Genomic DNA, 20633 nt, shown 5'->3' on the forward strand with positions numbered 1-20633 from the left:
TCCGTATACGTAGGCCATTTCGGTTAAATCGCCGCGCCGTGGCACAGGCCGAGTAGAATCACGCCCTGAAAGTGATTCTTGAGGTGTGGCAAGGTGGATTTACAGCAGGGGTTTGTCCTGACCCGGCATTGGCGCGACACCCCGGCGGGCACGGAGGTCAGCTTTTGGCTGGCTACCGATCAAGGCCCCAGGTTCGTGCGCTTGCCGGTGCAGACCTCCGTGATGTTCATCCCGCAAGCCCATCGCAAGCCCGCCGAGCTGCAGCTCAAGGGCGAGCGCGGTATCGAGTTGCGTGACCTGGCGCTCTGCGACTTCCACCATCGCCCGGTGCTGGGCCTCTACACCAAACAGCATCGCCAATTGATGGACCTGGAAAAGCGCCTGCGTCGAGCCGGCATCGACGTCTACGAAGGCGATGTGCGCCCGCCCGATCGCTACATGATGGAGCGCTTCATCACCGCGCCGGTGTTGTTCGGCGGCAAAGCGGGCGAGGGCGGCATGCTGGTGGAGGCGCAGATGAAACCCGCGCCGGATTACCGCCCGCCCCTCAAGCTGGTGTCGCTGGACATCGAGACCACCGCCCAGGGCGACCTGTATTCCATCGCCCTGGAAGGTTGCGGCGAGCGCCAGGTGTACATGCTCGGCCCGCCCAACAACATCGATGCGGTGGACTTCAAGCTCGACTACTGCGACACCCGCGCCGAACTCCTCGAACGCCTGAATGTGTGGCTCGCCACCCATGATCCCGACGCGATCATCGGCTGGAACCTGGTGCAGTTCGACCTGCGCGTGCTGCACGAACACGCGCAACGCCTGAACGTGCCGCTGCTGCTGGGCCGTGGCGGCGATGCCATGGGCTGGCGCGAGCACGGCAGCCGCAATCACTACTTCGCGGCAGCGGCCGGGCGGTTGATCATCGATGGCATCGAAGCCTTGCGCTCGGCCACCTGGAGTTTCGAATCCTTCAGCCTGGAAAACGTCGCCCAGACCTTGCTCGGTGAAGGTAAATCGATCTCCACGCCGTACCAGCGCATGGACGAAATCAACCGCATGTTCGCCGAGGACAAGCCCGCGCTGGCACGCTACAACCTCAAGGACTGCGAGCTGGTCACGCGGATTTTCGAGAAGACCGAGCTGCTGAAATTCCTCCTGGAACGAGCCAGCGTCACCGGCTTGCCGGCAGACCGCAACGGCGGTTCGGTGGCAGCGTTCACGCACCTGTACATGCCGCTGATGCACCGCCAGGGTTTCGTCGCGCCGAACCTGGGAGACAAACCACCCCAGGCCAGCCCCGGCGGGTTTGTCATGGATTCGCGCCCGGGCCTCTACGAGTCGGTGCTGGTGCTTGACTACAAAAGCCTCTACCCGTCGATCATCCGCAGCTTTCTGATCGACCCGGTGGGCCTGATCGAAGGCCTGCGTCACCCCGAAGACAGCGAGTCGGTGGAAGGCTTTCGCGGTGCGCGGTTTTCCCGCACCCGGCATTGCCTGCCGTCGATTGTCGCGCGGGTTTCCGAGGGCCGCGAAGTGGCCAAGCGCGAACACAACGCGCCGCTGTCCCAAGCGCTGAAGATCATCATGAACGCCTTCTACGGCGTACTCGGATCCAGTGGTTGCCGCTTCTTCGACACGCGACTGGCATCGTCCATCACCCTGCGCGGCCACCAGATCATGCGCCAGACCCGCGAGCTGGTCGAAGCCCGGGGTTATGAGGTGATCTACGGCGATACCGACTCGACTTTTGTCTGGCTCGGCAGCCCCCATTCCCAGGAAGACGCGACGCGCATCGGCCTGGACCTGGTGCAGCACGTCAACACCTGGTGGCGCGAGCGCCTGCAGAATGAGTTCGGCCTGCAAAGCGCCCTGGAACTGCAATACGAAACCCACTTCAGCCGCTTCCTGATGCCGACCATTCGTGGTGCGGAAGAGGGCAGCAAAAAGCGCTACGCCGGGCTGGTCACCCGTGCCGACGGCAGCGAAGAAATGGTCTACAAGGGCCTGGAAACCGTACGCAGCGACTGGTCGCCCCTGGCCCGGCAATTCCAGCAGGAACTCTACCAGCGCATCTTCCACCGCCAGCCCCACCAGGATTATGTGCGCGACTACGTACGTCGCACCTTGAGCGGCGAGCTCGACGACCTGCTGATCTACCGCAAGCGCCTGCGCCGGCAACTGGGTGACTACGAGCGCAACGTACCGCCCCACGTGCGCGCCGCGCGGCTGGCCGACGAATACAACGACCGCCAGGGCCGCCCGCGCCAGTACCAGAACGGTGGCTGGATCAGCTACGTGATCAGCGTCAACGGCCCCGAACCGCTGGAAGTGCGCCAGGCACCGATCGACTACGACCACTACGTCACCCGGCAACTGCAACCGGTGGCGGACGCGATCCTGCCGTTTGTAAACGATGACTTCGGCACCCTGGTGGGCGGCCAGATGGGCTTGTTCTGAAACGGCTTGCCTTGAGGTGGCGAGAGCCTGCAATCTTGGCCACTGACGACCACCAGACAGCGCAGCCCTCCCATGCCTGAAATCACCCTGACCGGCACCACGGTCGAACTCCGGCCCCTGCAACGCGAACACGCCACCGCCCTGGTACAGGCTGCTGCCGACGGGCAGTTGTGGAACCTCAAGGTGACCAACGTGCCGGGGCCCGACACCGTCGAAAAGTACGTGGACATTGCCCTGGCCGGGCGTGAGGCGGGCACCGTGATGCCGTTTGTCATCGTGCGCCGCGACACCGGTGAAGTGGTGGGCAGCACCCGGTTCTGGAAAGTCGACCGGGTCAACCGCAAGCTGGAGATCGGCCACACGTTTATCAGCCAGTCGGTGCAGAAATCCGGGGTCAACACCGAGGCCAAGCTGTTGCTGCTGACCCACGCGTTTGAAGTGATGGAGTGCGTGCGGGTGCAGTTCACCACCGATGAACTCAACGAAAAATCCCGGGCCGCGATCCTGCGCCTCGGCGCGGTACAGGAAGGGATCGTGCGCCACGAGCGCATCATGCCCGATGGCCGCAAGCGCAACTCGGTGCGCTTCAGCATCATTGATCCGGAATGGCCACAGGTGAAGGCGGGGTTGCAAGCCAGGCTGGCTCGCTAGGGCTTATGGCTCAGCTCTTCCACCAACTCATCCATCCGGTCGGCAATTTTCGGCGTGGTCGACAGCACAAAGCCTTTTTGCGTGCCCACATAGGTCTCGACGATGTACAGCGTGTCGCCCACATCCAGCCCCAGTTCCTGCAAGGCTTCGTCTGGCAGGCGGATGGCGCCGTCGCCGTCCCAGTCTTCGATCGTGACGCGTTTGCTGTGCATGATGGCTTCCCGTTGAACGAATGAACGGCCTAGCCTAACACCTCAATCCACTGCCAGGAGGCTTGGCACTGTGTACACCCTTTACGGAACCCAAGGCACCGGCTCGTGCATCATCGAAATTGCCCTGCAGCGTTGCGGTGTCGAGTGGTGCCAGGTCGACGCCTGCTCCTGGGAAGACCGCGTGGGCAACGAGGCGTTGGCGCGGATCAACCCGCTCAAGCAAATCCCTACCCTGCAACTGCCCAATGGCAGCGTGTTGACGGAAAGCGCGGCGATCCTGATTCACCTGGGCCTGCAGTTTCCCGCCTCAGGGCTGCTGCCCGAGGAGCCCGCCCAAGTCATTCGCGGCCTGGTGTACATCGCCGCCAACTGTTACTCGGCGATTGGCATCATCGACTATCCGGAACGCTGGACCGACAGCCCCGATGCGCAGCAGCATGAACAGTTGATCAGCGGCACCCGTCGCCGCCTGCGTAGGGCCTGGGAGGTGTTTGCCGATCAATTTGCCGAGCAACTGTTCACCCCGGCGCAGGTTCCGAATGCACTGGCGATCATGGCTGCGGCGGTGTCGCGTTGGGCAGGCGGGCGGGACGCGCTGCAACAGTCGCGGCCTGAGTTTGCCCGGGTGCTGGCGCAGGTGGATGCCCACCCAAACGTAGCGCCGGTATTTGCCCGGCATTGGCCGTCGTGAGCATCCGCAATCAAAAGAAACAATGAGGCGTAAGGTGGCTAAACGCCTTGCGTCGCGGGCGTCCTGACCTACGCTTTCTGAAGTTGTTGTAGGAATCATCCTTGAATTTGACTGTCGCAGACATGAAACTCAAGAACCCTGCATGGAATTCAAAGGAGGTGTGCATGCTCATCCGGTCGCTGACCCTGGCTACCCTGATGGCTTTTACGGGGCCGCTGTTGGCCGCAGATGATCTCAATCCGCTCAAGCAGGACCTGGGCAAGTCCCGTCCGTTGGTGGTGGTGGAGCTCGACTCCGGCAACCCGACGTTGGCCACCCTCAAGAAACAGCTGGACGAGCCTGCCAACAAGCAGTCCTTTGAAGAGCGCAACATGGTGCTGTACACCGTGTCCTTTGGCAGCATCGGCGCTGAAGGCGAGAAGTTCGCCAAGGACGCGAAGGACAACAAGAAGCTCGCGCCGCCGGAAACCAACGCGCTGATCCGCGCACTCAAGCTGGGCGCCGGCAGTGGTACCAAGGTGATCCTGGTGGGCAAGGACGGTGAGAAAAAACTCGAGAAGACCGTGCCACCCGACACCCTCAACCTGGCGGATTTCTTCAGCGCAATTGATCAGATGCCCCAGGCTGAAAAGGACCTTGCCGCGCCGGCCGAACCTGAGCCCGCTGCCCCTGCAGCAGGCAAGCCTGGCGCCAAGGCGGGCAAAAACACCAAGCATCCAGCGCCACAACCGGCACTGGATGATTGAGCGTTTTTCTGTAGGCGCTGGCTTGCCTGCGATAGCATCACCTCGGTAATTCAGGCACACCGCGGTGATGCCATCGCAGCCTCGCTAAAGCTCGACAGCTCCCACACACGCCTCAAGCTCCAGGCTTTTCACCGGCCACCGCTGGTGCCTTGCGTATCGGGAAGGGGAAGTAGAAAAACCGCAGGAACGCTACCCGCTTGATCACTTCGCCGATCATCAACGGCACCACCACCGCCACCACCAGCCCGATGCTCGCCGACAGCAGCGGATGCAGCCCGAACCGTTCCATCAAGTCCACCGTCTTGTGTTGAATTTCCCCGTGGAAGATCAACAGAATCAACGTCGACTGCCCGATGTACGTCATCGCCCGCGTCAGCAGCCCCGAGACCATCATCACCCCGGCCAGGGCCCAGCATACATATACGCCGATCACCGCCAGCAAACTGGTCCACAGCCAGTGGTCGTAACGCCGCTGTGCCAGGTCCATGGTGTCCCAGCTGTAGATGAACACCACCGCAAACAACGCCATGGCGCCCAGTAGCGTCAGCAACGAACTCTGGTGGCGACGCAGCACGTCCCGCAGCAAGTAACCAAAGATAAAATAGGTACTGCTGATCAACGTCACATCAATGCTGAACGGCAGCCCCGGCATCGTCCAGGTCTGCCCGCCGACGGTCACCGGTACCTGCCAGAACCACGGCAGGGTCCAGATCCCGAGCATCAGTTGCAGGGTGATCACCACGCAGCTCATGGCCAGCGACAGGCCCAGGCGCTGCATCAGCCGCAACATCACCCAGCCGAACAGAATCGCCACCCAGAAGTGCGGCAGGAACCACAGCGCCTGCCATGGAATGGTGTCCACCGAGGCATACAGCACGCCGCCGATGTCCGGCAGCAGTGCCTGGCCGCGCAGCAGGTCGCGGATCAGGATGTACACCAGCATGGTGAAGAAGAACGGCTTGAGCAGTGCATCGGCCTTGCGCACCGCCATCTCGACAAAGGGTTGTTCAGGCTTGAAGAACACCCCGGAGAGAAAGAAGAACAACGGCAGGATAAATACCGCCAGCAGCGGGTACAGCAAGTCCAGGGAACTGGCGACAAACCAGCTGTGCCCGAACACGATGATCAGGATGCCAATGCCCTTGGCAATATCCATTTGAATCCAGCGTTTTTTCACCTGACTGCTCCCACTCTATAAATCTGCCTTGCGCCACGGCTTGAGCCACAGGCCCATGCCCAGCAACACCACGGCCCCCGCCAGGGTGCTCAACCCCAGCTGAAGCCAAATACCTTGAACCCGAAACAACACCAACGCCGCCAAGCCCATCACCAGCCCACTCAGCAACCAGTGCCCCTTCCAGGGCAGGGCGCCGAGCAAGGCCTGGCGTTGCATCAGCAGCAACGCCGTGCACAGCACGCCGGCGAGGGCGGCCAGCGGGATACCCGCCAGGCCAAACACAAACGGCAGCACACCCAGCAGCAACACGTTCACCAGGCTGCCCAGCAACTCGCAACGCAGCGGCTGGCGGGTGTCGCCGGCGGCATAGGCATAACGCGCCAGCAGGGCGTTCCAGGCGCCGAACACCAGCGGCACGGCAAACCAGGCCAGCAGCAGCGGCAACGGCGAATCCACCGACTGCTTGGGCAGCAGCAACGCCACCAGGCTCGGCGCCGCCGCCACCAGGCCGACGCCTGCGGGCAAGGTCAGCAGGCTGGCGGTTTCCAGGCCGCGCTTGAGCAGGGCCAGGCGCTCGTCGCCCTGGCGCCGGCTCATCATGCCCAGCAGCACCTGGTTGAGGCTCATCAGGGCAATCAACGGCAAGTTCATCAGCTTGCGGGCCAGGTTGACCCAGGTCACCGCACCTTCACCCAGCAAGGACGCCACCAGCCGTTCAATCAGCGCCAAACCCTGGCTGGCACCGTTGCTTAAAAGCAGCGGGCCTATGCGAGCGCCCAGCTCGCGCAATTCCAATGTCGAAGCCCGCAGCCGCCACGGCCGCCAGCCCAGGCGCAGCATCGACGGCAACAGCGCCAGGGGCATCAGCAGGCTGCCGGTGAGGCAGGCCAACGCCAGCGAGTGCGGTTGCGTGGCGGTACCGGCGAGGGCGAGGTAGGTCACCGGCGGCAGGTTGAACAGCAACGAACCGAGCCCCGCGACCACAAAGCGCTCGCTGGCCTGCAGCGGAATACTGAACAGCGCATGCAGCATCAGCCCCGGCACACTCCAGGCGAGAATCTGCAAGTTGCTGCTGGCGAGGCTGGTGGCCGTCGCCGCCAGCCCCGGGCCGAGCAGCTGCACCAGCCATGGCGCCAGCAACGTCAGCAGCAGGCTGGTCACCAGGGCGATCAGCAACAGCGCCGGGAACAACACCGCCAGCCAGTCCAGGCGCTCGCCGTCCTTGCGTTGCAGGTACAGCGGCAGGGCGGCGGCACTCAGCACACCGCCGGCCAGGGACATGCGCAACGCTTCGGGCAAGAACAGCGCGATCAGGAACGCATCGCTGCGCTCGCCCGCACCCCACGCCGCCACCAGCAACCACTCACGGGCAAACCCGAGGCACAGCCCCAGCAAGGTTGCCAGGGTCAACCAGAACGCCGATCCGAGCATGCCTAGGGCCCGACGCTATCGAGCACAGGCTTTCGATGCGCCACGGTTTTGACCTTTGGCAGACGCGCCGGAAACAGCCGCCGCGCCTCCAGCACGTTGATCCCCACCATCAGCCAGAACAGCGCAATCATCACCAGGGCGAAGCTGAAGTAGTGGTCAAAAAAGCCGCTGACCAGCGCCGACAGAATCCCCGCCGTGCTGCCCAGCCAGATCGCATTGTCCTTGGTCAGGCGGATCGGGCCGATTTCCGGACGGGACTCGCGCCACCAGCGCCAGGTCACTGCGATAAACAGCAGCATGCTGATCACCCCGGTCTTGTAGACGAAATTCAGCCACAGGTTGGAAATCCCCAGCAGGTGCGTACCCGGCACCGGAGGGTCAACCTTGAAGCCAATGCCCAGCGGGTAACTGGCCACGGCCTGGGGGAACATGCGGTATTCGTCAAAGCGCACTTCCGTACTCGCGTTCTGCGCCGAAAAGATCGTCGCCAGGCGTTCCTGCAGCGGTGGATACGACACTACCAGCGCCGCCGCCAACGCCACGCCGATCATCAGCAAACGCCCGGTGTACGGCACCCGCCGCGACGCCATCCAGATCAGCACCAGCGCCAGGCTGACCATCGCCCCCCGGCTACTGGCCAACAGCAGGGCCGCCGCACCCAGGCAGGCAACGCCCAGGCCGAGACCGCGTTTCCAGCCGGTGTTGGTGATGCCGTAGCAGAACGCCAATGGCAGCAGCAGCGCCATGATCCCGCCGGTGGCATTCGGGTGCATCCATGGCGAACCCATCCGCGAGGCCATGGCACCCAGGCCCAGGGACAGGGTGTCGAGGCTGCCGTAGTTCATCAGGGTCAGGATCGGCAACATGCCCGAGGCCGAGCGCGAGCGGATAAATACACCGATGGACATCACCAGCATCGCCAGTGTGCCCAGCAACAAGGCGATCACCAGGGCTTCGCGGTTCTTCTGTTCAACCAGCAGCTTGGCGGCGAGGAACAGCACCGACAGGTTCAGCAGCCAACGCAACCAGTTCGCCACGCCGCTGGCCTCGGCGGTGATGCTGACCTGGCCGACGATAAATGGCACCACTGTGAAGATCATCAGCCACATCAACATGCGGTCGGTAGGGCGCCGCGACAGCGGTGGGGCGGCCGGCAGGCGCGAGAGGAAACCGTGCCAGATCACCGCCGCCCAGGTCAGGGCGATCAGCGCCTCACTGACCGTACTGCGAATCCCCAGGTTGAGGGTGGAGTAGGGCATGAACGTCGCCACCAGGGCGAACAGCAGCAGTCCCCAGAACGGGAACCGCAGAATCGTCACGGCAGCGGCCAGGCCGATCACTGCCAGCACGGCCTTGACCGGGGAAAGAAACAGGATCAACCCACCAAACAGCAGGCCGAAGACGATGGCGACGAGGCTACCCAGTGAGATTCTCAATTCAATTCCTCGATCAGTTCGGCCAGGCGCCGACGGTAGGCCTGGTGGTTGAAGCGTTCGGCCCAGCTGCGTAACTGTTCAGGTGGTTGTTCGACGGGTTGGTCGGCCAGGTGCAGCATCAATTGCACCAGCGCCGCGCCGTCCGTGGGTGAAAACCGCGGTGCCAGCGGCGGGGTGATTTCGTCCAGCGAGGTACCGCTGGCCACCGCCACCGGAGTGCCAACGCTCAGGGCTTCGATCACCGGCAAGCCAAAGCCTTCCGCGTAGGAAGGCTGCCACAGGCGCAAGGCCTTGCGGTAGAGCCCGTGCAATTCAGCGTCGGATACGCCGCTCAAGGCGCGTATCCCCGGGTAGTTGCGTTGTGCTTCGGGCAAATGCTCCAGGCTGCCCACCAGCACCAGTTCCGGCACGCTCGGCGACTGGCTGCGCGCTTGCTGCCAGGCGTCCACCAGGAACGGCACGTTCTTGCGCAATTCCCGGGTACCCACCAGCAGCCAGTAGCGCTCGGGCAGTTGCCGGGCCGAGAGGTCCGCCGGCAGTCCGACAAAACCGACCACCTGGTTGGGCAACACGCGAATCTTGCCTGCCGCCTTGGGAAACAGCCGCGCGGTTTCGTCGGCACTGTACTGCGAAGGCGTCCACACCCGGTCTGCCGTGTGCACCGCATAGGTGATCGACAGCCGATCACTGGCCTTGTAGATCAGCGCCTTCAGGCGGTTGGCGTGATAGTTGTCCAGGGTGATCTGAAACAGGTCATGCAGCAGCACCACGGTGCGCAGGCCCTGGGGTTTGGGCGGCAGCGGCAGGCCCATATTGAAGGTGCTTATGTACACATCGATGTGCTCATTGCGCAGCGCCTTGGGCAGGTAGCCCGCCTCGAAACGCAGGCGCTGGTGCGGCTGGTGCATGGCGGTCTTGGCGCAGCCCCAGTCCGGGCAATGCACGTTCAGGCGCAGCTCATCCCCCAGCGGCGCGACGCTGAAGCGTTCGAGCTCGATGCCGGGCAGGGTGCGCAGGGCATCTTCCAGGGCGTACACCTGGCGACTGATGCCTGATTGCGGCGAGGTGCCGACGGTGCGGTAATCGAGGCCTATGCGCATGCCGGCTCCTTTTGGCTCTGGGGCGACAGTTGCGCGTACACCTGCTCCAGCTGGCTGGCGGCGACGCTCCAGTCATGGGCACGGCGCACATAGGCGCGACCGGCTTCGCCCATGGGAGCAGCGACTTCAGGCTGTTGCAGCAGGCGCACCACGGCGTCGGCCAGGCTTTCAGCGGTCTGGCCGCCGAGGTAATCCAGGCCTTCCACCAGGTCCAGGCCGGACACCCCCTGGTCGGTACTCGCCAGCGGCAGGCCGGCGGCCAGGGCTTCAAGCACCTTGAGCTTGGAGCCGCCGCCATGGCGCAACGGCGCCAGAAACACCGAGCAACTCGATTGCAGGGCCAGCAGGTTGGGGACAAAGCCCTGCCATTCGATGCGTCCGTCCTTCCAGCGTTCGCGCCAGCTTTCCGGCATGCCGAAACCGCAGACGCTCATGCGTGCGTCGGGGCAGCGGGCCCACACTTTCGGCAGGATCTCATCCAGTGCCCACTCGATGGCATCGACGTTGGGCGCGTATTCGTAGTTGCCCAGAAACAGCACGCGGCGGGTCGTCGGGTCGGGTCGGGCAGCAGCGAAGTGCGCGCAATCCACCCCGTTGACCACCACCGGTACCGGCTTGCCGGCAATCTGCGCCAGGGTCTGGGCGTCGGCGTCGGTCACGGCGACCACTTGCGCGGCCTGGCGCATCACCCGGTGTTCCCAGCGGCCGTAGCGCCATTGATCGTAGCGTATGAACGGCAACGCCCAGCCGGGCAGGCGGTCGTAAGTCGCGGCGCCGAGGGACGATTCGACATTGTGTTCGGTCAGCACAAACGGCTGGGAGCGACGGGCCAATGCATCTTCGTAAGGCTGGAAGGTGTAGGTATGTTCGATCTGCACCACGTCCCAATGCTCGGTCAGCAAGCGCTCGAAGGTGTCCTGCAGTTCACCCGACAGGCCATTCACACTGGCCAGCAACGGGTACGGCGCAAACAGCCCGGCCAGCAGGGTCTTCAGGCTGCGCAGCGGGCGCCGGGGGAGGATGATCACCTGTTCCAGAAAGGCTTCCAGCACCTGGCGATCCGTCAGCGATACCGCATGTTTGTCATGCAGCAGCAAGGTGATCCGGTGCCCGCGCGCAGCCAGGCTGCGCAGCAAATGAAACTGGCGCGTCTTGCCGCCGCTGGTAGCGGGCCAAGGCGAGTAGGGCAGGATCCAGAGGATGCGCATGGGTGGCTTCAATCCCATAACAGAATTTGCAGGTTCGGCTTGACCGGTACGTCCAGTCCATTGGTGCCACTCAAGGGTGTTTCGGTGCCGCGCAACGGGTCATACAAGGTGGCGGTGGTCATGCCCGGCAAGTGCGCGCTGCCGCCACGGGCCGACCAGAAAAACCACACCTTGCGCCCGTCGGCACGGGACCAGCCGATGCTGAACAGGCCATCGGGCAACTGATCGGCGGTGGGTGGGTCGCCGGGGGTCAATTTCGGCCCGCTCACCTGCAGGAAATTCTGCAGCGCGGTGTACGACGGCTTGGGGTTGGCGTCGATGTCGAGCAAGCCATAACTCTGGTCGCGCACGCTGGCGCGCTGGTCCAGGTCGCTCAGGGTGAACAGGAAGATCTTGTCGAAATCCAGCGCGCTCATCAGCGCGACGCGGCGCACGATGTAGTCGGCCTGGCCCTGGGTGGTGATGAAGTCCTGCACCTCTTTCGGGCCTTTGTAGGTCGACCAGCCCCACTCGGTGCTCCACAGGGTATTCACCCCGGCCGCCCGCAGTTTCTGGTTGAGGGCGCTGGTTTTTTCGACAAAGTCGAGGTTCGACGGCGTGTTGCCTTCGGGCAATTGGGTGTAGGGGTGATAGGACATGACGGTATTCAGGCTCGGCACGCCCAGTTGCAGCAGCCCGTCGAGCATGTTCTGGCCGTTGGGCATTTCGCTGAAGAATGCCATGCCGGCGGCCACCACCGGTTTGTTCGGGTTCACCACCCGCAACGCGGCGGCGGTGACTTGCAACAGGTTCGCATAGCCGGCCGGGTCGGCGGCGGGGCGCCAGAACCCCAGCAGGTTCGGTTCGTTCCACACCTGCCACGCATCTACGCTGGGGTAACGCTGTTCCAGCAATGCCATGCGGTTGGCGAAGATATTCGGGTCCTTGGGCGGGAACTGGTCCTGGTACGGCGAGGAGGCGGGCGCGGTGGTGGCGAACTTCGCCGAGCCCACCAGGTAGAACACCGACTTGATCTGGTTCTGCTGCAGCTTGTTCACCAGTTCGTCGAGGGTCGCGACGTTGTACTGGTTCTCGGCGGTTTCCAGCTGGTCCCAGTGCAGGTCCAGGCGCACCCACTCCAGGCCCAGGGCCTTGAGGCGGTCGATCTGCTTCTGATAACGCTCGGGGCTGAACCACAGGAACTGCGCGTTCACCCCCAGGAAGTCCTTCCACACGACCTCTTTGCTGCCCTTGAGCACATGGCTCTCGGCATCGGCCGGGCGGCCCCAGAGAAAGGCGGTCAAACCCAGCGCAGCGACGACTGCGAGGGTAGCGAGGTAAGTCCGTTTACGCGCCATGGTTGCCTCCTGCAACGGTTTGCTCAAACAGGCTCGCGAACTTCTGCGCGGTCACTGGCCACAACCGTTCACGGCCTATGGCGGCGGCGCGTGCGGCCCAGTCCGTGGCCATGTGCGGGTTGCGTGCGAGCCGCAGCAGTTGTTCGCTCAAGGCGGCTACATCGCCTTGTGGATAGATGGCGCCATTGCCGCTGGCGACTTCCTCGGCAAACGCCCTGGCATCGGAGGTGATCGCGCCGCGTCCGCAGGCGGCAGCCCAGGACAATGCGCCGCTGGTGCCGCGCTGGCGGCCCAGCAGGCCGAGCTTTTTCGATTCGCGATACGGCAGCACCATCACATGGTGCGCCTGGATCGTCTGCGGGATCTCGCTGGCCGGCAAATTCAGCCGCCAGTCGATGGAGCCTGCCAGGCCGAGTTCGGCAATCTGGCTGTTCAACTGCTCCAGGTAATTGCCGCCTGTGCCAAACGCCATTTCGGCGGCAGTGCCACCGGCCAGGGTCAGGCGCACACGGTCACGCAATTCGGGGGCTTTTTCGAAGGCGGCGGCCAGGGCCTGCAACAGATCTTCGATGCCTTTGCCACGGTAGATAAAACCGAAATACAACAGGTGCAGCGTATCCAGCGGCGGCAAGGCCACCGGCGGGATATCCAGGTTGGCGTGGTTGATCACCGCCACCTTGCCGGCGGGCAATTGCATGCGCGCCGTCAGGCAGTCGGCGCCCAGGCGGGTGAGGGTCACCAGCCGGGTCAGGCCCTGGGCGACGTGACGTTCTTCGCGCAGGGTCAAGGGATCGGCCAGCACCACTGCCGCCTGGGGCAATGGGCTGGGCAAGGATTCCAGCAGGTTCAGCGGAAAGGGCAATTGCTCGCGCCGCCAGACCATGCGTTCCGGGTCATGCACCGTGGCGGTCAACGGCAGGGCGGGGTAGGCCTTGCGCAATTCGCGCAGGGCCAGGAACTCCCCCAGCCGCCCACCGCCCAGCTCGGCGTGGACCAGGTCAACACCCTGCCAGTCGAAACCGGCAATGGCTTGCTTGATCGCCGCCGTGCTGCCGACCACGCCCGTCAAGGGCGTAGCCACCTCGACGCCCAGTTGCTCCAGTGCCGTCTTGAAGTGGTTCGCGTAGTCGGCGATCCCGTTCTTTTCCGGCGGCAGGGGAGCGAGCAGGGCGATGCGCATCAGAACGAACCCCGGTATTTGGCGATGGTTTTCAGCACCTTGACCGGTACCTCGAACTTGCGGCGGTTGATGATAATGCCATCGACCTTGCCGAACGCCGTGGTGAGGATCGACAGTGCGTGTTCCACCACCGGTACCGTGCTTTTTTGCGCTTCCACTACCAGCGCAATCAGGTCGGCACGGCGCAGGTTGATGAACGCATCACGATTGTCCAGCAGCGCCGAAGCATCCAGCAGTACCACCTGGCCCGGAATCGCCGGCTCAACCCCGCCGATCCGCACCCGCACGCCGTTCTCTTCCAGCAACTGGCGCAACTGCTCGACGATAAAGCTCACGCCTTCACCGTGCCGTGCCGAGGTCAGCCCCAGGGTCAGGCCCTGTTCGGCAATACGCTCCAGCGGCAGCAACCCATACAGGCGATAGATGCTCGCGTTGAAGGCGTTGGTGCTTTGCGCGGTGCTGGTGTCCAACTCCGGCAGCGTGGTCCACAGTGGCAGGCCGAATTTGCCTTCCACCAGGCCGCCGTCGTGGATCCGTTGATCCAGCAGGTAGCACAGGTAGATCACCAGCAGGCCGACCACGATGGAGAACGGGATCGCCAGCAGCAGCATCAGCAGGGTTTTCGGGAAGACGCGCCCAGGGTTCAGGGTAGCTTCTTCGATCACCGCGATGTTACTGATCTGGCTCTTGTCCAGTTCACGGTCGATCCGCGATTTTTCCAGGCTGTCGACATACAGCGCGTAGTTTTTCTCGGTGCCGTTCAACTCACGGGCCAGGCGCGCCAGTTCCGGCTCGATGGCCAGGGCGTCCTTGCGCTGGGCTTCCAGTTCAGTCAGTTGCTTCTGCTGTTGCACCAACTGTGTACGCAGCGACTGGTTGCGGCTGGTCTCATCCAGCAGTACCCGTTGCAGGTGGATTTCCAGGGTGTTCGGCGCGCGGTTCTCGGAGCTTTGCACCGTGTCGCTTTCACCGGCGACCTGGGCCTGCATGGCACGGATCGAAGCGTCCAGGGCTTTGACCGGCGGCGCGTTATCCGTATAGGTACGCATCATGTCGGCTTTTTCCAGGAGCTTCTGGTTCAGCAGGCGACGCAAGTCTTGTTGCTGCGGGTTCAACGCGATCTGGCGAACCGTGGTTACCTCTTTGGGCTGCCCCTTGAGTTGGTCACGGGTGCTCTGCAACGCCACGTCGGAGGAAGCGATCAGCCGAGTGGAGTTGAACACCTCGCCACGCAGCACGTTGATCCGCTCGGACAAGTCTTCCAGGCGATCGGTGATGCTCGAGGCGCCGATGTCGTTCAAGTGCGCGAGGATCTGCTCCTTGTAGCTCTTGATCTGCGCAGCGCTGGAAGACACCTGGCCTTCATAGAACGCATACAGGCTCTTGCGGCCCAACGCCTGGGTGCGCTCGTCGATGTAGGTCTCGACCCAATCCTTGACCACCGCCTGGGCGATTTGCGGGTCATCCCAGCGGAAGCTGATGTCCATCACCGTAGAGCCGATGGCGTGGGTCACTTCGAAGTTTTTCTCCAGGCTTTTCGCCAGGCGTTCCACCGGGGTGGTTTCTTCGACGATGCCAACGGTTTCCAGCACCACTCGCACACCGTCAAATACGGCACTGATGCCTTTCTTGACGTACCACTTGGTGCGCTTCCACACGCCTTCCGGCGGCTGCATCTTGTCCATCACGTCGAGGTAATGCTCGGCCACTGCACGCACGATAGGGCGGCCGGTCAGCAGGCGCTCTTCGTCGACAATCGGGTCGCGCTGGGTGCTCGGCATGACGATTGGCTGACGGTTGTCGACCTCGATCGGCATCGTCGAGTCACGCCCTGGTTTTACCAGCAATCGCGCGGTGGATTCATACTTGGCCGGCAGCAGGAACGCCCCCAGCAAAATGATCACCAGCGCGGCAATCGCCGCCAGTTTGAACTCGTGCTTGAAGATGAAGAACAGACGCAGAAGATCACGAAAAGAACGGATCTCGATCATGGGATGTCGCTCCTTTAGTGGTTCGTGGTGTAGCTGTAGCCCACACCAATGGATTTGGTGAAGGGAATCAGCTGGTTCAGGTAAGTGTCCACGCCTTGGATCCGTTCGCCGACGTTGGACTTGGGTACAAACACCACGTCACCGCGTTGCAGCGCCACGGGCTTGCGGCCCAGTGCGCCGTTCTTCAGGTACTGGCTGAAATCGAGGAAGTAGGCGTGATAGACGCCTTGGCCATCTTCACGCAGCAGGGCGACCATGCTCGCGTTGCCCACCGAGCTCACGCCGCCGGCACCGAGAATCGCCTGCTCCATGGTCGGGGCGGTGGCGATGGAGACAGCCGACGGGTTTAATACCGCGCCGCCGACGATCACCGTGTTGCCCGGCGCCTGGTTGATGTTCACCGTCACCCGAGGCTCGCGATACACCGGCGCGAGTTTCTGGCTCAGCTCGGCGGCGACTTCCGCCGGCGTGCGCCGCGCCACCTGGATCGGCCCCAGGAAGGGATAGTTGATCTTGCCGTCGTTCTGCACGGTGTATAGCGTCAGCTCGTAAATCGTGCTGACGTTGAACGCCGACAGGGTTGGCATTTCCCCGGCATCGCGGACAATCCGCAACTGGTCGCCGATGCGGATCCGCTCCACCGCCGGTGGCAGTTGGGCCATGCGATCGAGGGCCTGCTTGCCCTCGTCCACCGTCTTGCCATCGGGCGCGACGATCCGCGCGGGCGTATTGCAGGCGGCCAATGCCATCATGGCCAGGACGAGCAAGGTTCGTTTCATCAAAGGGGTCTTCCTGTAGGTCATGATGCTCACCTCCAATAACCGGGGAACATGCTGATGCGCCGCTTGAGGGCGAGGGGGAGCTGGCGCTCCAGATGGCCCAGCCGGTAGCCGAGCAATTTGAACGCGCTGCGCACCAGTACTTCGGGTACGCGGTGCAATGCACCGGCTTCGCGTAACGCTCGAAGCTCGGCCAGTACATAGCGTTTACCTTCACCGCCGGCATCGCCAAAAGCCTGGCGGATCCACGGCTCGCGGCCGTAGAAAACGCCAATGTCGAAGTAGCGGTGAAACTCATCCATGAGACGGTAATCGTGGGAGTGATAGACCAGGGCGGTGGCGGCGTAGCGCACCTTGTAGCCTTCCAGCAGCATGCGGGCGGCGACGTAGGCGTCCTCGCTGCCGATCACATCCGCGGGGAAGCCACCGACGGCTTGCAGGGCGCTGCGCCGGTACACCGAAAACGAATCCGAGCTGAAGCAGGTCTTGATCCCCAGCTCCGGCGCATCAGCCAGGCTTTTGCTGCGGCTTTGCGGCGGGTAATTGAAGTGGCGTGACTGGGCGCCCAGCACGCCGGCATCCGGGTGCGGCAACTGGCGGCCGTAAGCGACGCCGTTGAGCGGGTCCAGTTCCAGTTCGCCCACCAGGTTGGCGAACGTCTCGGGTTCGGCGGGGATCGCGTCCTGGGTCATCACGATCAGCGCGTCGCCGTCGACTTGCTCGCTGGCCCAGCGGCGGGTGCCGCCATGGTTGAAGTCCTTGGCATCGATCACTTCGACCCGTACGCCGAACTCGCGAAAACGCGCCACGGTGTCATCGCTGGAAGCGCTGTCGACCACCAGGGTTTCGTCCGGTTGCAGGGTTTGCATGCGCAGCGCCGGCAGCAGCCGGTCGAGGTGGCTGGAAGCGTTGCGGGTCGGGATGATCAGGGCGGTACGCATCACTTCTTCACTTCGGCCGGAGCCCGGCCGTAGATGTCGTCAAAACGCACAATGTCGTCTTCGCCCAGGTACTCGCCGCTCTGCACCTCGATCATCACCAGGTCGATGATGCCGGGGTTGGTCAGGCGGTGCTTGTGCCCGGCCGGAATGTAGGTGGACTCGTTGGCGTTGATCAGGAATTCACGGTCGCCGTTGGTAATCATCGCCGCGCCGCTGACCACCACCCAGTGCTCGCTGCGGTGATGGTGCATTTGCAGGGACAAGGAGGCCTGGGGCTTGACCACGATGCGCTTGATCTTGAAGCGGCTGCTTTCTTCCAGCACGGTGTAGGTGCCCCACGGCCGGGTGACGGTGCGGTGCAGGCTGAATGCCGGATGGTCCTGGCGCTTGAGCTCGGCGACGATGTAGCGCACATCCTGGCTGCGCTTGGCGTCGGCAATCAGGATCGCATCCGGGGTGTCGACGACGATCAGGTCGCGCACGCCCACTGCGCCCAGCACGCGCTTGGGCGAGTCGATGTAGCAGTTGTGCACGTCATGCAGGATCGCCTGGCCATTGACCTGGTTGCCGTTGGCGTCGCTGGGGGTGAGTTGGCGCACCGCGTCCCAGGAACCGATATCACTCCAGCCGATGTCGCAGGGCACCACCGCCACTTGCGCGGATTTTTCCATCAGCGCCACGTCGATCGAGATGTCGGGCGCCGCGCCGAAACCTTCAGCGTTCAGCTCGCGCTGACGGCAACTGTTGTTGTTCAGGCTGTGGCCGTGCTCGAGGGCGGCCTTGGCGGCGTCCAGCACGGCGGGGGCGTGCAGCGCCAGTTCCTCCAGCAATGTACCGGCCTTGAAGCAGAACATCCCGGCATTCCACAGGTGCTTGCCGCCGTCCAGATAGCCCTGGGCGGTGGCCAGGTCGGGCTTCTCGACGAAGCGCTTGACCCGGAACCCCTGGCCCAGCGCCTCGCCTTGTTCGATATAGCCGAAGCCGGTTTCCGGGTGGTCGGGCTGGATGCCGAACGTCACCAGGTAGCCGGCTTCCGCCAGTTCGCGGGCCTGGGTGACGGCATCGGCGAAGGCGCTTTCATCAAGAATCAGATGGTCGGCGGGCAGGATCAGCAACTGCGCCTCGCTGCCGAAGTTTTCCTGTACATGCAGGGCGGCCACGGCGATGGCGGCGGCGGTGTTGCGCCCGAACGGCTCCAGCAACAGGTCAAGGGCCAGATGGGCCTTGTTGACCACGCGGTAGTCATCGAGGGTGCGAAACAGCAGGTCGCGGTTGGTCACCGTCAGCACGCTTTCCACGCCCGGCAGGTGACTGGCCCGCAGGAACGTCTTCTGCAGCAGGCTCTGGTCATCACGCATGCGCATGAAAGGCTTGGGCATGTTCTGCCGCGACACCGGCCACAGCCGGGTGCCCGAACCACCGGAAATGATGCAGGGAATCAAGCCGTTGAGGGTGTTCATCAATAGACTTCCTTGGTCGAAAGGACGGCCGGGACCGTCATGAAAACGATGTACAAGTCGAACCACACCGACCACTTCGAGATGTACTCCAGGTCGTACTCAACGCGTTTCTGGATTTTGAACAGGGTGTCGGTTTCACCACGATAGCCGTTGATTTGCGCCCAGCCAGTGATGCCCGGTTTTACCCGGTGGCGCGAGCTGTACTCGCTCACGGCAACTTCGTAGGGCACGCCGGCGGCCTTGGTCGCGGTGGCGTGCGGGCGCGGGCCGACCATCGACATGTTGCCCAGCAGCACGTTGAACAGCTGCGGCAGCTCATCGATGCTGGTCTTGCGAATGATCCGGCCCACGCGGGTGATGCGCGGGTCGCCGCGGGTGGTCTGGCGGTCGGCGTTGAAGTCGCTCATCTCGGCGTACATCGAGCGGAACTTGAACACCCGGATCACGTTGTCGTTGTAGCCAAACCGGTTCTGGCGAAACAGCACCGGGCCCTTGGAGTCGAGCTTGATGGCAATCGCCGTGATCAGCATGATCGGCGAGAGTGCCACCAGGCCCAGGGTTGCCAGGATCAGGTCTTCACAGCGCTTGATAAACGGCGACCAGCCCCGCAGCGGCACGTGGGAGGTGTTGAACATCAGGATGCCGCCGACATCGGTGATGCGGCTGTGGCCATAGCGCAGGGCCGCCATGTCGGGCACCAGCATGACGTTGACCGACATCTGCCGCAGGCGCTTCACCAGCCCGTTGATCCGCTGTTCGGCGGCCCAGGGCAGGGTAATCATCACCTGGTTGACCTGCTCGGAGCGGATCAGTTTTTCCAGGTCGCGCGTGTTGCCCAGCAGCGGCAGGTTGCTCAGTTCCTTGGGGATGCGCTCGGTGCGGTCGTCGATAAAACCGATCAGTCCGGAACGGATATCGCCGTTGCGCTGCAAGTGGTCGGCCACGTGCACGGCGGTGTCGGTGAAGCCGAGGATCACCGTGCGTTGCAGGTATTTGCCGCTGGCCATCAGGTTGCGGAACAGGCGCAGCATCACGATCCGCTCCAGCCCGAACAACGCAAGGCTAGTGATAAACCAGAACGCCAGGTTGCGCGGGCTCAACTGCGGGAACATCAGCAGAATCTGGTACATGAACAGCAGGATGCAAAAGGCCGCGGACCAGGCCACCAGCATGGTGCGAAACCGCAGGCGATTGCTGAACAGCTCCTCGGAGTAAACCCCCATGGCCTGGAACAGAATGATCGTCAGGATCGCGAAAAACAGCAGCAAGCCGAGAAAGTGCGCGCGCAGTTCGGGGGCCATCGGGTCTGGATAAAACAGCAGGATCAGTGCTGGAAAAACGGCGGTGAGGCCGTGCATCAATTTTACGAAAACAACAAAGAACTCAATGAAACCGGCCCGGGTCAAAAACAGGCTGTCGACTGACGACTTCTCGCGCATAAAAACATCCCTCATTGCACACCAGGGCTTCCTTGTTCGGCTGCTCATCCATAAAGGCAGGGCTTGCTTTATAAGTGGCGCCAGACGAACGGTTACTTCGCTGGGTAATACGCAATTACCTATCTATCTGCAGGGAATTTGCGGGGTAATGGCTAAATGATGGTTCCCTTTTCGTCGCTCGTCAAGGTTTTGACTATTTTATAAGACCTTCGGTCTAGACACGTCAGGTACTCTTCCGCGTGACAGTTTGTTGACTGTCTTGGTCGGATTTCCGGGTTTTCCCGGAACAAAATGCTGGCGTTTTGGAGTGTAGGAACAAATTTAGGAAATTTCCTGCGGCTGAGGAAAACCTTTTTTTGACGGAGGTCGGATGCGGGGTTTTTCGGGGACAAGCGACGAGTGG

The 20633-nt window shown here is 62.9% G+C and carries 17 protein-coding genes; 4 read left to right on the top strand and 13 right to left on the bottom strand.

The window, feature by feature from the left end; translation table 11 throughout:
- The first annotated feature begins 93 nt into the window (after positions 1-93).
- Both ACW9I6_RS09775 and ACW9I6_RS09780 read left to right on the top strand, forming a co-directional pair.
- Complete coding sequence (locus ACW9I6_RS09775; RefSeq protein ID WP_457339234.1) at positions 94-2451, top strand: DNA polymerase II; 2358 nt, start codon at positions 94-96, stop codon at positions 2449-2451.
- 72 nt (positions 2452-2523) lie between these two features.
- Entirely contained in the window at positions 2524-3102 is a 579-nt protein-coding gene (locus tag ACW9I6_RS09780) for a GNAT family N-acetyltransferase (RefSeq protein ID WP_457339235.1), read from the top strand.
- Here ACW9I6_RS09780 and ACW9I6_RS09785 read toward each other — a convergent pair.
- On the bottom strand, positions 3099-3314 hold the full coding sequence (locus tag ACW9I6_RS09785; RefSeq protein WP_003208231.1) for an AbrB/MazE/SpoVT family DNA-binding domain-containing protein: 216 nt from the start codon (positions 3312-3314) through the stop codon (positions 3099-3101). The genes ACW9I6_RS09780 and ACW9I6_RS09785 overlap by 4 nt on opposite strands.
- A 70-nt stretch (positions 3315-3384) precedes the next feature.
- On the opposite strand from ACW9I6_RS09785, the gene ACW9I6_RS09790 reads away from it, so the two are divergent.
- Both ACW9I6_RS09790 and ACW9I6_RS09795 read left to right on the top strand, forming a co-directional pair.
- Positions 3385-4005 (top strand): glutathione S-transferase N-terminal domain-containing protein, encoded by a 621-nt coding sequence (locus ACW9I6_RS09790; RefSeq protein ID WP_177029328.1) that lies wholly within the window; start codon positions 3385-3387, stop codon positions 4003-4005.
- Between the two features lie 164 nt (positions 4006-4169).
- The gene (locus ACW9I6_RS09795; RefSeq protein ID WP_087695332.1) at positions 4170-4751 is read left to right on the top strand and encodes a DUF4174 domain-containing protein; all 582 of its coding nucleotides are present in this window, start codon (positions 4170-4172) and stop codon (positions 4749-4751) included.
- A 112-nt stretch (positions 4752-4863) separates the two neighbouring features.
- Here ACW9I6_RS09795 and ACW9I6_RS09800 read toward each other — a convergent pair whose 3' ends face one another.
- From ACW9I6_RS09800 to ACW9I6_RS09855, 12 genes are read right to left on the bottom strand one after another with little or no spacing between them, the layout of a single operon-like run.
- Positions 4864-5907 carry an acyltransferase family protein gene (locus ACW9I6_RS09800; RefSeq protein WP_102369589.1) on the bottom strand — a complete coding sequence of 348 codons (1044 nt, stop codon included), beginning with the start codon at positions 5905-5907 and terminating at the stop codon, positions 4864-4866.
- Positions 5908-5943: 36 nt separating this feature from the next.
- Entirely contained in the window at positions 5944-7359 is a 1416-nt protein-coding gene (gene murJ, locus ACW9I6_RS09805) for a murein biosynthesis integral membrane protein MurJ (RefSeq protein WP_003208222.1), read from the bottom strand.
- 2 nt (positions 7360-7361) lie between these two features.
- Positions 7362-8789 (bottom strand): O-antigen ligase family protein, encoded by a 1428-nt coding sequence (locus ACW9I6_RS09810; RefSeq protein ID WP_102605378.1) that lies wholly within the window; start codon positions 8787-8789, stop codon positions 7362-7364.
- Between the two features lie 2 nt (positions 8790-8791).
- Positions 8792-9895 (bottom strand): glycosyltransferase family 4 protein, encoded by a 1104-nt coding sequence (locus ACW9I6_RS09815; RefSeq protein WP_008434566.1) that lies wholly within the window; start codon positions 9893-9895, stop codon positions 8792-8794.
- A complete protein-coding gene (locus tag ACW9I6_RS09820; protein ID WP_134327042.1) occupies positions 9886-11103 on the bottom strand; it encodes a glycosyltransferase family 4 protein in 1218 nt (405 codons plus the stop codon). The genes ACW9I6_RS09815 and ACW9I6_RS09820 overlap by 10 nt, the downstream gene beginning before the upstream one ends.
- A gap of 8 nt (positions 11104-11111) precedes the next feature.
- Positions 11112-12440: a GH39 family glycosyl hydrolase gene (locus tag ACW9I6_RS09825; RefSeq protein ID WP_003208216.1), complete on the bottom strand. Its 1329-nt coding sequence runs from the start codon at positions 12438-12440 to the stop codon at positions 11112-11114.
- A complete protein-coding gene (locus ACW9I6_RS09830; RefSeq protein ID WP_003208215.1) occupies positions 12430-13620 on the bottom strand; it encodes a glycosyltransferase in 1191 nt (396 codons plus the stop codon). Before ACW9I6_RS09830 ends, ACW9I6_RS09825 begins: the two co-directional genes overlap by 11 nt.
- Positions 13620-15611 (bottom strand): GumC family protein, encoded by a 1992-nt coding sequence (locus ACW9I6_RS09835; protein WP_003208213.1) that lies wholly within the window; start codon positions 15609-15611, stop codon positions 13620-13622. The genes ACW9I6_RS09830 and ACW9I6_RS09835 overlap by 1 nt, the downstream gene beginning before the upstream one ends.
- A 14-nt stretch (positions 15612-15625) precedes the next feature.
- The gene (locus tag ACW9I6_RS09840) at positions 15626-16390 is read right to left on the bottom strand and encodes a polysaccharide biosynthesis/export family protein (RefSeq protein WP_008434559.1); all 765 of its coding nucleotides are present in this window, start codon (positions 16388-16390) and stop codon (positions 15626-15628) included.
- A 29-nt stretch (positions 16391-16419) separates the two neighbouring features.
- Positions 16420-17331, bottom strand: coding sequence for a glycosyltransferase family 2 protein (locus tag ACW9I6_RS09845; RefSeq protein ID WP_003208209.1), 912 nt, complete (start codon positions 17329-17331; stop codon positions 16420-16422).
- Entirely contained in the window at positions 17331-18791 is a 1461-nt protein-coding gene (locus ACW9I6_RS09850; RefSeq protein WP_003208208.1) for a mannose-1-phosphate guanylyltransferase/mannose-6-phosphate isomerase, read from the bottom strand. Before ACW9I6_RS09850 ends, ACW9I6_RS09845 begins: the two co-directional genes overlap by 1 nt.
- Positions 18791-20230 (bottom strand): undecaprenyl-phosphate glucose phosphotransferase, encoded by a 1440-nt coding sequence (locus tag ACW9I6_RS09855; RefSeq protein ID WP_003208206.1) that lies wholly within the window; start codon positions 20228-20230, stop codon positions 18791-18793. The genes ACW9I6_RS09850 and ACW9I6_RS09855 overlap by 1 nt, the downstream gene beginning before the upstream one ends.
- Positions 20231-20633 lie beyond the last annotated feature (403 nt).

The organism is Pseudomonas sp. SDO5522_S412 (assembly GCF_054071215.1).